Here is a 12,411-nt window from a genome sequence, read left to right as displayed (position 1 = left end):
ATATAAATATTGCTATATATTAGAAAAGTGTATATAAATAATTTATCATATAGTTAATTTTATCCGGAAAACTAAACAAATATTGATGAAAAATGGAATATAATAAAAAACAAACTCATATAGCAATTGGTAACATAAATATAGACTTTATATCAATAATTGAAGAAGAATTAAAACCGGACTTTAATGTTGTTGCAAAAGATGTATGGATAGGTTTAGGAGGAGCTGCCACAAACTACGCTATAGCTGTATCTAGATTAAATCATAAAGCCAAACTTATAGCTAGATCTGGAGAAGATATAGTCAAATATGGATTTTTAGATAAATTAAAAGAAGAGGGCGTAGACGTTTCATCTGTCGAAATTTCAAAAGAAAAACCAGGTATGGTAATGATAATTGTTAATAGAAAGAAATCAACAAGAACAATGATTACAGCAAGAAATGCTAACAAAGGGTTAAGATTAAGCAATGAAAAAATTGATGGAGACCATATACATTTTTCTAGTGTTGACCCAGATTTAATTAAATATGCCAAATATGCGAATAAAACAAAAACAATTAGCTATGATCCTGGCGGGGAAGCATGCTATAATAAAGAAAAAATTATTAACAACATAAAATATATCAACTGGTTATTAATAAATGAAAATGAGTTCTCATGCTTAGATTTAGATGTTAATAAGTTATTTAAAAACTATGGGTTAGAATTTATAGCTATAAAGAAAGGATCAAAAGGAGCGGAAATTATAAACAAAAATAAAAAAATTTTAGGCAAAATAGAGACTACAATAAATCAGATTGATCCAACTGGTGCAGGAGATGCCTTTAATGCATCCTTTAACATTTTTTATAAAAGCACAGGCGATATTAATGAGGCATTAAAATATGCCATATCGGCTGGATCTGCTAAAGTAGAAAAGTTGGGAAGCAGTAACATGCCTTATTTAGATGAAATTGAATCTAAGCTAAAATTTGTTGAAATTTTGCATTATTAACTATTTTTTCTATAAGACTTTCAGCTTCGCTTAGATGCTTTTGACCTATCCTTAAATGGCCTCCTATATCTATTAAAACGTCTTCTCCAGCTAAGAGGCTTTCTATTATTGCGTTTTCGTTATATATGTTTTTTATATAATCTAATGTTCCTTTATAATAATTCATCGCTGGTGGTCTAGACGTATCATAAACAACAATTTCAGCTTTGTTGTTTTCCTTTATTATATTTGGAGGTAAACCAGCTAAAGCCCTTATCTTTTCGCTTTTTTCATAAACATTTTCTATTTTTGATAAATTATAACTTCTCTTGCCTAATAATGTTAAGTAATCATTAGAATCCTCGCTAATTCCTTTTCCATCGCAACCATAGCCGCTAACTTCTATTTTTCCACTGAGGCTTGGTGGTACTGATATATTGTCTATACAAGATGGCGCAGCTATGCCAAAGAATCCTCCTAATTTATCTTGAAGATCAATGATATACGAAACGTCTATAGACTCAGCAAATATCGTTGTAACTCCATGCATGTTTAACTCATAAATGCTTGGCAAAGATAAAGTAAACAAGTCCTTTTTACTAAGCATCTTGTACAATTCTATTCTTTTGTTCATCTTTAAATTAAAAAATCTAATTAAGAAGGTTGATATATCTGCTATAGCTGTTAGAGATGGGGCTATAATCCTACCTTTTCCTCCTAAAACTAAAGAAGGCTCGCTTATTTCATCGGGAACTGGCTGAATTCCCACTTCTTTTATTTTACCATCTTCAATGAAAACGTAGCCATCTCTTATCAATTCTTTTCCTGTGAATATTGATGACCCTGTTATTAGCATTGAAACCATTTTTTCACCTATAAGTTAATTAATTTAAAGAAAGTATAAATACGTTAATAAAAATCTTATGCATTAATAGTGCAATCCTTTTTCATGTGGACTTTTTAGATGCTTTAAAAATAATATTAAGTGATTCAGAAATTTAAAATAAACAAAAGCGTTAACACAAGTAGGTCAGCAATAATTTCAAACGGATTTATAATAGATGATTATACATGTATTGAAGAAGGAGCAATTATTATAGGTCCTGCTTATAAAGGAAAAAGAAGTCAAATATTAGCTAGTAGTATAATTAAACCATATACAAGTATTGAATAAAATGGTATAGGAGAAAATGGTATAGTTTATTCTTCCCTTATAATGAAAAACTCTTATGTATCTTCATTATCAGAAATAAGATATTCAGTTTCGGGAGAAGGGATTAAAATAGAGCAAGAATTTCATTATAATAGAAAGTGCCCCTGAAATGCTTTTTGATAGGTTAAAAAAAGAAACAGAGTTCTTGGGATAAGTAAAACTGGGCGCAATAGTTTCTTCCAGAGAAAAAACTAAGCCATTTAGCATATTGTGTAGCTGTAAAATTGTTGAATAATTTAATGGTAAACAAAAACATACTCAATATCATTTGGTAAGTTAATTGTTTTGCATTCTTTATTTTTGCATATTATTTCAGCCTCAACTCCTTTATCATAATAATCCATTTTTGCATTATTTCCGTATACGTGAAATTCTATATTATTAAACATCTTTTCTTCTATATAAGAGATTTCATCCTTTAGCATTGGAATAATTGAGTTTAGCTTAACAAATAAAGGAAACTCATCTAAATCATAAGATAAATTATACCATTTTCCTCCTTCAAAATACTTATTTGAAAAGAATTCAATATAGTAACCCTCTGGCAAATAGACTTTTCTCTTACCTCCTTTTTCCATTATAGGTGCAACCAATAGACTATTACCTAAATAAAACTCGTCATCTATATTATAAGTGTTAGGATCATCATTTTCAAAGAACAATGGCCTAATAAGAGGAGTTTCTTCTTTTATAGATCTTATGGACTCGCTATATATGTATGGTAATAGCTTATATCTTAATTTTATCATTTTTTTAGTTATTTCTTCATTATACTTCCATGGTTCTCTCTCGCTATTCCCATGGGCTCTTACATGACTTATCATTATACCCGCTTGCAACCACCTTATGTAAAGTTCTTCACTTGGTTTTCCAATAAAACCTCCAATATCAAATGATGCAAAAATTCCTCCTGATGAATGAAAAGATAAAAGTCCTCTTAAAGCCTGCCTAAGTCCTTCCCAAGTTGATGGGGGATCACCTCCCCAGTTTAATGGATATTGCCAAATACTTGTATAGCCAGATCTACCCCAAACTATTCCATATCCTTTAATCTCTTTAGTTGCCTCATAAACAGCTTTCATATAATATAAGGGAAAAAGGTTGTGAAGTTCCTCACCTCTTAAACCTTTTGATATTGCATCAAAAGGTATTGCTTCTCCATAATCGGCTTTAATTACATCAGCATATTTTAAAACTAGCTCTTTTAAGACTTTTTTATATCTTGAAAAGCCTTCTTCATCAAACAGATCCGGTATCCCAGCATTTTCTCTTTTTTGGCAATCTGCTAGAGGAACTGCATGGCCTCCATTTGATGATTTTAACAGCTTATCTTTCATAATATTCCATAACTTTGTCTCAGGCTCTATATAAGGGTTTATCCATAAAGAAAGCTTGAATCCCATTTTATGTAATTTTTCTATCATTTCATCAGGATTTGGAAATGCTTTTTTATCCCATTCTAAATCCACTGTATCGCAATTGAATTTATCCCAGTTTCCCATCCATGGAGGGTCTATATGAATAACATCACTTGGAAATTCTCTTTTTCTTAATTCTTCTGCAACACTTAATACTTCTTCCTGATTTCTATAGGCGCATTTGCTCTGCCAAAAACCGAAGCTCCACTTAGGTAATTCATTTTTTGGTTTACCTGTTATACTATATAATTTCTTAAATATTTCCTTTACATTACCTAAAAATAGATATGAATCGAAATAATCCCTTGTTATAATTAAAAGCCTATCATAAGAAGTCTTTCCTATATCAAAATAAACTGGTGAAGAACTGTTTATTAAAAGACCCCAACCCTTTACGGACCATATGAAGGGTATTGGAATATAGGTTGCATAATTAGGAGTTGAAGGCATATCTGAAGCCCACGTTATAAAATCGTAACCCCTTTTATTTATATGCCCAAAATGCTCACCCAAGCCATATATAGGTTCATCGCCAGATAAAGATACGGAAAAGGAAAAACAAGTTTTACCATCTTTACAAGTTAAAACGCCAGTTGTTATAGTTGTCTTATCATACCATTCTAATGAAGAATCAAACAATGGATCAAACCATGATCTCTCTCCTTCATTTTCTCCAGTTCCCCACTCTTCAAGAACCTTATCATTATTAAAGATTAGCAATTTTGGTAGTAAATGAACTCTATAGTTATTTGTAGTAAATGAACTATTTACGTTTCCATTAATTCTATTGCCAATCCTTAAAATACCATCATCAACTAATGAATAACATAATTTGCCATAGTCTGAATAAATACATCCATCTTTAAAAAATCTATTTTTATATGGGTGAAAGGATAAAGTTTTAAATTTCAACTCGTCAAATTTTAATGTTGCCATTTTTTCACCTGATTCTAACAATATTATTTATTAATAATTTATACGTTTATACTCAGATAAGAAATTATCTGAAAAAACGAATAGGCCTCTTGGTGCTCGATGAGGTTTTTAAATATTGAATCCATTAAAAATTTTAATCCATCAATTTATTAATAACAATCGTCAACACATAAATTAAAAAGCAAGATGCTGAGTGATTAAAATGTATAAATACTATAGACCTCGGCTTGGAAGAAAAAGATTTGGAGAGCCAATAGTGACCTTCAGTATACCATGGCCTGAAAAGGCAAAAAGGCTTTATTTGGCATCAGAGTTTACTTCTTACTTTCCAGGTAGGTTTGAACTAAAAAAAGAAGGAAATAGGGGCTCAGTTTCCCTAAAAATATGGGAAGGTATTTATAAATATTTTTATTTTGATAATTACTACAATGTTTTAACTGATTTCGAAGTGGAAGATCATGAATTCATAAAAATTTATCCTTTTGATACCTTGTCATCTATAGCTAATATAGGTCTTCAAGATTTAAGAGACTCAATAAAAAACGGTTTATCTGATGAGCTCATAATACATGATGAGACTATGCCTTCTTTTATATCAAAACTTGGGAATAGATATCATATAAGAATTTTTACAATAAAAGATCAAATCGATGATATATATTTAATGTTTTTTAACGGGAAAAGTTGGAATGAAATAAAAGCAAAAAAAGTTTATTCAGACAATTACAGGGATTATTACGAGGCAATAGCAGATAACGATATAAAAGCTTATAAATTTAAGCTGATTATTGATAATCGAGAAAAGTACTTCGGTTTTGATGGTTTTGATGATGATAAACCATTTTATGTTTCTGATGGAGAAAAAGAAATACCATGGTATGTAGGAACGATTTATTATTTAATTTTTCCTGATAGCTTTTTATCAAAAGATTTTGATTATAAGGAAAGGTTACCAACAAAGATTGGTGGTAAGATTGATGATATAATAAACAAAATTGATTACATAAAAGACCTAGGAATAGAAACAATTTATTTAACTCCTATATATGTATCTCCCAGTTATCATAGATATGATGTTATAGATCACTTTAATGTAGATCCTAACTTGGGTGGAAATGAGAAATTTAAAGATTTAATAGAAAAAGCACATAAAAAAGGTTTGAAAATAGTTATAGATATTGTAGCTCATCATACGTCCCCTTGTGCAAAGGAATTCAAAGAGGCTTTAAGAGACTTTAATTCTGAAAAAAAGAATTGGTACAGGTTTTTAGTAGAGGATTTAAAGGAAGTAAATGAAGAAACAATGAACTTTTTTAAAAATTATATAGATAACAACTGTCAGAAACTGCCTCAAGAATTAAAAAGCTTAAAGCCATTTTACGAATCTTTCTTCAATTTATGGTCAATGCCGAAACTAAATCATAATAATATAGATGTTGATAACCATTTTTGTGAAATAGTTAAGAGATGGTTAAGTTTTGGGGTTGATGGCATAAGAGTTGATGTTGCTCATGGAATACCAGATAAATCAATGGAATTTTTAAAAGAATGCGCTCATAGATTAAAGGAATCAGTAACAATAATGGAAATTATGGGAAATTCATCAGATTTTCCCCTAGGAAAAATTGCTGATTCTGCAATGAATTACGAAATAAGAGAAAAGATAATAAAATTTTTAATAAATGAAATTAGTGCTTACGAACTATCAGAACATTTAAATAAACAATATATGAAGTTACCTGTTAATGTTTCAAATTCTATGTATAACTTGTTGGGAAGCCATGATATTCCAAGGATTATTAATGTTTTAGGCTATGATGTTGATAAAGTAAAAAGAGCTTATGTAATAATGTATTCCATTTATGGATCTCCCAGCATATATTATGGAGATGAAATAGGTTTATCAGGTCAAAAGGATCCTGATAATAGAAAACCTATGATTTGGAATGAAAACAAATGGAATAAAGAAATATATTTATTAATAAAAGAATTAAATAAAATAAGGCTAAATAATTCAACTTTAAAATATGGTTCATTTGTATCAAATGCTTTAAATAATGATGGGTTAATTATAAAAAGAAGGTTCAAAAAAGAGGAAATTATCGCTTATATAAGTAGAAAAGAGATTAGCGGAATAAAAATAGATAACCATAAAATCATTATTCAAGAAGGATATAATGAAAACAAATTAAACGGTTATGTAATAGCCCTCTCAAACTTACAATATTAATTTTTTTAATATAAACCATAAATATATTTATACTTTTTTGCGTATACAATATAATTAGATAACTTTGGGTGAAATTATGGGTAAGTATAGGTCCTTAAGTGGAACTGCGATAGCAGTAATAGTTATAGTCGTTGTAATAGTAATAATAGCAGCAGGAATTGGAGCATATTATGCAACAAGAAAGCATATTACTGCGACTTCGACTACACCTGTTGTAACAACAACTTCTTCTGTTCCAGTAACTTCTACCACAACTACGACAACACCACCTCCAACGACTACAACCACTACCACAACAACTACTACCACAACAACTCATACTCCTGTAACAATAACTGTTGCAGATTCTTATAGTACATCAGAAAATGCTGCATTTAATCAAACATTAGCTGCATTTGAACAACAATATCCATGGATTCATGTAAATGTAGAGTATGGTGCTCAAGACTCCGCAAGCAATTACCAAAGTGAAGTACAGGCTGGAGATGCTCCTAATGTGCTAAGAGTATCAAGTGATTCAGCAGGCGTAGCATTTGCATCAGGATGGTTATTGAATTTATCTCAATACTTACCTAAGAGTTATTTTGAAAGATACATAAATGTTGCAATTCAGGACTCAATGCTTAATGGCTCAGTATATGGTTTGCCTGATGATGTAAACTCCATTGTAATGTTCTACAATAAGAAATTTGTGCCAGAACCACCAAATACAACAAATCAATTAATACAAATTGCCGAAAATGTTAACAAAACATACCATATATGGGGTATTGCCTACGGTGTATCAGATGAATATGGTTATAGATTTGGTGCATGGTTTGCTGGTTTTGGTGGACAAATATTTACTACAATAAATGGAAAAATATATCCAGATTTGAATTCAACAGCTATGGTTAATGCATTAAACTTCTGGTATAATTTAACTTATAATTTAAAAATAAACTACTTAGCACCATCGCCTGGAGCAGGAGGTGCAGAAGGTGAACTATTTACATCTAATCAAACAGCTATAATTTTTGACGGACCATGGGATTTAGGAAATTATTTCAGTGCTTTGGGCTGTAATTTAGGTGCAGCACCATTACCAGTTGTTAGCCAAACTGGGCTGTATGCAACTCCATTTGTTGGTGCACAAGATTGGGTAATAACAACTCCATCAGCATCTGGGGCAACACCTGCGCAAATAAATGCTTCATTATTATTCATAGAATTTGTAACGAACTATTCAGCAGAAATGAGGTTATGGAATACAGCTGGGGATATTCCAGCTTTAACTTCTGCATACAACACAGCTTTAAAAGAATTAAGTGAAACCAATACAACTAATGCCACTATATTATGTTTAAACAATATAAAGAAAGGCATTTTAGAGCAAGAAACTCATGGAATGATAATGCCAAATATACCGCAAATGGGTTCTTATTGGTCCTCATTCCATCAATATGCTAGTGAATTCTTTGCCAACAAAATAAATGCAACACAAGCAGCTCAAGGAATGGAACAAGCATTTATACAAGCATTACAGCAATCCGGTTTACTATCACCAATTCCACTACCTAATTCTTTATATTTATTGCAAGAATTTTCAACAAAGTATTGAGGTATAGTAAATGGTTAGTTGGAATACAAAACAAAAAATAATTGGCTTTTTATATATTCTTCCTCTTTTTATTGTTGTTTTGCTTCTTTTCTTGTATCCATTAATATATTCAGTTTATATTTCCTTTACTAACATGGCAGCTATTCACTTCCTTCATTTCAAATACATTGGATTGTTTAATTATGAAATGATGATTAAGGATAAATATTTAGCGACACTTTTAATAAACACAGTTATATGGACTCTTGGAAGCCTAATTCCTATGATAGCTTTAGGTTTATCATTAGCTATAATACTAAATCAAAAGGATTTATACGGTAAATCAATTTTTTACGCCATTCTAATTTTGCCATGGGCTTTTCCTGGTTTTATTTCATTATTAGTCTGGCAAGGTATGTGGGTAGATCCATATGGATTCATGAATAGATATGTCTTACCATTTCTTCATTTGCCTCACGTAAATTCATTGATATCTGTAAGCTCTGCGTGGACTGAATTAATTGTAACCAATTTGTGGTTAAGCTTTCCCTATTACATGACAGTTTTCTATTCTGGTTTGCAAAGCATACCTCAAGAACTCTATGAAATAGCAGATGTAGATGGAGCGGGACCTTTGCAAAAGTTTGCAACAATTACATTTCCATCCTTAAGAAAAATTATAGCTTTTGTTTTTATAACAAGCTTTGTATTTACATGGAATAACTTTTACCCAATTTACATATTAACAGGAGGGGGTCCAGGTATTGCAACGGAAACCTTTACAGTTTATGCTTATCAGCAGGCTTTCAGCCAATATAATTATGCATTTGCAGCAGCTCTTTCAATAGTTTCTACGATAATAACTGTTGGTCTTGGTATAATTGTTTTAAAGTTTACTGGAGTTTTAGAGAACATAACATGAGGTGGTTAATTTGAAATTTAGGTTAATTAAGAAAATTGTGAGATTGATTATTTCATATTTGGTTCTTATTGCAATAGCGATATGGTCAGTTTTACCTATTTATTATATTATTATGACATCGTTTAGCAAAGTAGGTGGGTTAATTTCAATAAGCATAAAGACACTAATACCAAATCATATTTATTTGGCAGCATATAAAACGCTCTTAGAAGGCAAATTCATTCCATCTATAAAGGTGCCCAACTTTCCTATATGGATTTTACATAGTATAGAATTAGCAGCTGCAACAGCAGTTTTATCTGTTATATTGGCTATGCTAGCTGGTTATTCCTTATCAAGAATGCAAATGCCAGCTAAGCAAACACTTGCAACATTTATTTATATAATAACATTTTTACCTATGACAGCAACAGCAGTTCCCCTCTATCTCTTATTTGCGAAATTCCACTTATTGAATTACCTTGGCTTAATCCTGGCATATACTCCTGGAACAGCGGTTTTCGCAGCTTTTCTAGCTAAGCTTTCTATAGATTCTATACCTCCTGATTATGAGGAGGCAGCAATGATAGACGGATTATCAAGATTTCAGGCATTTTTAAGGATTATATTTAGATTAGCCTTGCCAGTTGTTATGCTTACTGCCTTACTAGGCTTTTTAGGGGCATACATGGATTACGCTTTGGCATATGCCTTTATCGGCCCTGCATCAGCAAAGTGGACTGCTATGATAGGTCTTTATTATTTATCAGGTTTGTTTAATTATGCAGCTGCTCCAGCATATAATATATTTGCAGCTGGAGCGGTACTAATGGGTTTACCATTAATGGGTTTATTTTTAGTATCTCAAAAGATGATGACTAAAGCTTATAGTAATTTAGCAGGGATAAAATAGGTGATATAAATGGAATACATAAAATTAGAGGATATATGGAAAACATATAAAACGAAAAAAGTTGTTACTACGCCTCTTAAAGGTCTTAATTTGTCAATCGACAAAGGGGAATTAGCGGTTATTTTAGGTCCTTCAGGAGAAGGAAAAACAACAATTCTGAGAGTTATAGCGGGTTTAATTAAACAAGATAAAGGTCATGTATTTTTAAGGGGGAAAAATGTAGATGATTTATCACCAAAAGAAAGGAACATAGCAATGGTATTTCAGAGTTATGCAATTTATCCATTTATGTCAGTATATGATAACATTGCATACCCATTAAAAATCTCACATGTATCAAAAAATGAAATAGAATCAAAAGTTAAATACATAGCTGATATTTTAAAGATAAGCGATATTTTGCAAAAAAAGCCTTCAGAATTGAGCGGCGGACAAAGGCAAAGAGTTGCTATAGCAAAGGCCTTAGTGAAGGGAGCTGATATAATATTAATGGACGAACCTATGGCAAACCTTGATGCAATTGTTAGAGTATACGCTAGAGAGGAATTAAAGGAACTTCACAGGAAATTAAATACTACAATAGTTTACGTTACACACGACCAAATAGAGGCATTATCCTTAGCAACTAAATTAGGAATTTTGCATGATGGGATAATACAGGATTACGGGGATCCTATGGAAGTATATAAAAATCCAAGAAACAGCTGGGTAGCTTCATTTGTTGGCAACCCTCCAATGAATCTTGTTGAAGGTATCGTTAAGAATAATGAGATATCATTTATTAGGGGGAATTTAAAATTTGGTTTACCTAAAAGGTATTTAAACAATATTAATGACGGGCAAGAAGTTATAATAGGCTTTAGACCTGAAGATGCTATTATAGGTAAAGGGCAATTTAAGGGAAAGGTTTCTATGACTGAAAAAATCGGTGCGTATACTGTTATTCACATAGATGTAGGAGATAATGTTCTTTTAAGGCTAATTCAACCAGCGTTTGCTAATTATTCTAGAGGGGATGAAGTAAATTTTGATATAAAAGAAGATTCGTTAGTTTTATTTGATAAGAAAAGCGGGAAAAATTTGTTAAGATAATTATTACTATTATTGTTTTTCTTTGTATTTAATATATTAAAATAACTAATTTTCTTTATTTTTCATCATATTTTACAATAGATTTGTATCTAATGTTTTAAGTTTTATTTTAATAAATTAATGAGTGAAAAATTGGAAGATAGATTTTATAATGAGATTTTTGGTCCTTCTTCTAACGGGTTTGAAACTCATAGAATTTTGACGAATCTATATTTCAATTCTTAATCCTTAGGCTTTACTATAACCACAAGGTATAGAATCTTTCACCTTCCTCTTTAGCAAGATAACATCAACCCACACACGCGAAATTTCACATAATGGCAAAACATATACTTCTTTATATCTAAAGGTCCTACATATCTGGAAAATCATCCATATATAGGGAAGGACTTAGATATGAGAGGCGAGATCACCTCCTTTAGAAGAGAACTGTAAAGTGAGCAACTTACATTCGAAAACGCTACGAGTCTTCCAAACAATTCTTAAAACTTTTCGTAAATGAGTAATATTAGCATCTTTAAACGTCTGTTGTTTGTTCAGTACTTCAACAGCAAATAGCATTAAAGGATATTTCTTCAATAAGTTGCTTAAAAATTTATGAACATAATCTTTAACTCGTTTTTCTTCTATATGGGAGTATTTCTTCAATAACTCCTTACTTTTTCTATCATGTTTTGATGGATAGTGTTGTATTTTGTTCCTCTTCAATCCTATACCATACTTTAGACTGTACAGTTCCTTAAAGGTTGCTTTCTATAGCTAAAAAGTTTAATTGAGAACTCAACAGTAACTTATAACGTAAAAGTAAGTAAACTCTATGTTCTTTTATCAAGGGCTAATTAAGTTCAAACCTTTTAACATTCTTTGAAAATCATATATCTGACCAAAAAAATATCCAAATGCTAACAGTTATCCTAACAGTTTCACCTTCAACATTTCCTAACGTTGATTTAATCTTAACATAAGTTCTCTTTATCTTGGGTTTTATATTATAGCTTTTCTTTTTTCAGATCTCCTCTTCCGGCTCTTCGATATAGAATAAGCTTCATTAATAGCCTTATTAACGTAATGGGGAGCTAAGACATTAGTTTTCTCTAATTAATCCAATAATGTTTTGTATACCCCATTCTTTTTAGGTAAAAAAGTCTTGACCTT

General features: G+C 31.0%; 9 protein-coding genes. 7 read left to right on the top strand and 2 right to left on the bottom strand.

The window, feature by feature from the left end; genetic code table 11:
- The first annotated feature begins 92 nt into the window (after positions 1 to 92).
- Positions 93 to 995, top strand: coding sequence for a PfkB family carbohydrate kinase (locus ACP5GV_RS02650; protein ID WP_428090249.1), 903 nt, complete (start codon positions 93 to 95; stop codon positions 993 to 995).
- Here ACP5GV_RS02650 and ACP5GV_RS02645 read toward each other — a convergent pair.
- Positions 961 to 1,839, bottom strand: coding sequence for a hypothetical protein (locus ACP5GV_RS02645; protein WP_428090246.1), 879 nt, complete (start codon positions 1,837 to 1,839; stop codon positions 961 to 963). The genes ACP5GV_RS02650 and ACP5GV_RS02645 overlap by 35 nt on opposite strands.
- Before the next feature lie 120 nt (positions 1,840 to 1,959).
- Between ACP5GV_RS02645 and ACP5GV_RS02640 the strand changes: the two genes are divergently transcribed.
- On the top strand, positions 1,960 to 2,148 hold the full coding sequence (locus ACP5GV_RS02640) for a hypothetical protein (RefSeq protein WP_428102092.1): 189 nt from the start codon (positions 1,960 to 1,962) through the stop codon (positions 2,146 to 2,148).
- 275 nt (positions 2,149 to 2,423) lie between these two features.
- Here the strand turns inward: ACP5GV_RS02640 and ACP5GV_RS02635 are convergent, their stop codons facing one another.
- A complete protein-coding gene (locus ACP5GV_RS02635; protein WP_428102090.1) occupies positions 2,424 to 4,541 on the bottom strand; it encodes a glycoside hydrolase family 31 protein in 2,118 nt (705 codons plus the stop codon).
- Positions 4,542 to 4,743: 202 nt separating this feature from the next.
- Between ACP5GV_RS02635 and ACP5GV_RS02630 the strand changes: the two genes are divergently transcribed.
- The 5 genes from ACP5GV_RS02630 (at position 4,744) to ACP5GV_RS02610 (ending at position 11,256) form a co-directional block, all read left to right on the top strand.
- Positions 4,744 to 6,771: a glycoside hydrolase family 13 protein gene (locus tag ACP5GV_RS02630; protein WP_428102087.1), complete on the top strand. Its 2,028-nt coding sequence runs from the start codon at positions 4,744 to 4,746 to the stop codon at positions 6,769 to 6,771.
- A gap of 76 nt (positions 6,772 to 6,847) precedes the next feature.
- Positions 6,848 to 8,371 (top strand): extracellular solute-binding protein, encoded by a 1,524-nt coding sequence (locus tag ACP5GV_RS02625; RefSeq protein ID WP_428102085.1) that lies wholly within the window; start codon positions 6,848 to 6,850, stop codon positions 8,369 to 8,371.
- Positions 8,372 to 8,381: 10 nt separating this feature from the next.
- On the top strand, positions 8,382 to 9,272 hold the full coding sequence (locus ACP5GV_RS02620; protein ID WP_428102083.1) for a carbohydrate ABC transporter permease: 891 nt from the start codon (positions 8,382 to 8,384) through the stop codon (positions 9,270 to 9,272).
- A gap of 10 nt (positions 9,273 to 9,282) precedes the next feature.
- The gene (locus ACP5GV_RS02615) at positions 9,283 to 10,164 is read left to right on the top strand and encodes an ABC transporter permease subunit (RefSeq protein WP_428102080.1); all 882 of its coding nucleotides are present in this window, start codon (positions 9,283 to 9,285) and stop codon (positions 10,162 to 10,164) included.
- A 9-nt stretch (positions 10,165 to 10,173) separates the two neighbouring features.
- The gene (locus ACP5GV_RS02610; RefSeq protein ID WP_428102077.1) at positions 10,174 to 11,256 is read left to right on the top strand and encodes an ABC transporter ATP-binding protein; all 1,083 of its coding nucleotides are present in this window, start codon (positions 10,174 to 10,176) and stop codon (positions 11,254 to 11,256) included.
- Positions 11,257 to 12,411: the final 1,155 nt, after the last annotated feature.

It is taken from the genome of Caldisphaera sp., assembly GCF_049974385.1.
GTDB lineage: Archaea > Thermoproteota > Thermoprotei_A > Sulfolobales > Acidilobaceae > Caldisphaera.
This window is presented reverse-complemented; position numbering and strand designations above follow the sequence as displayed.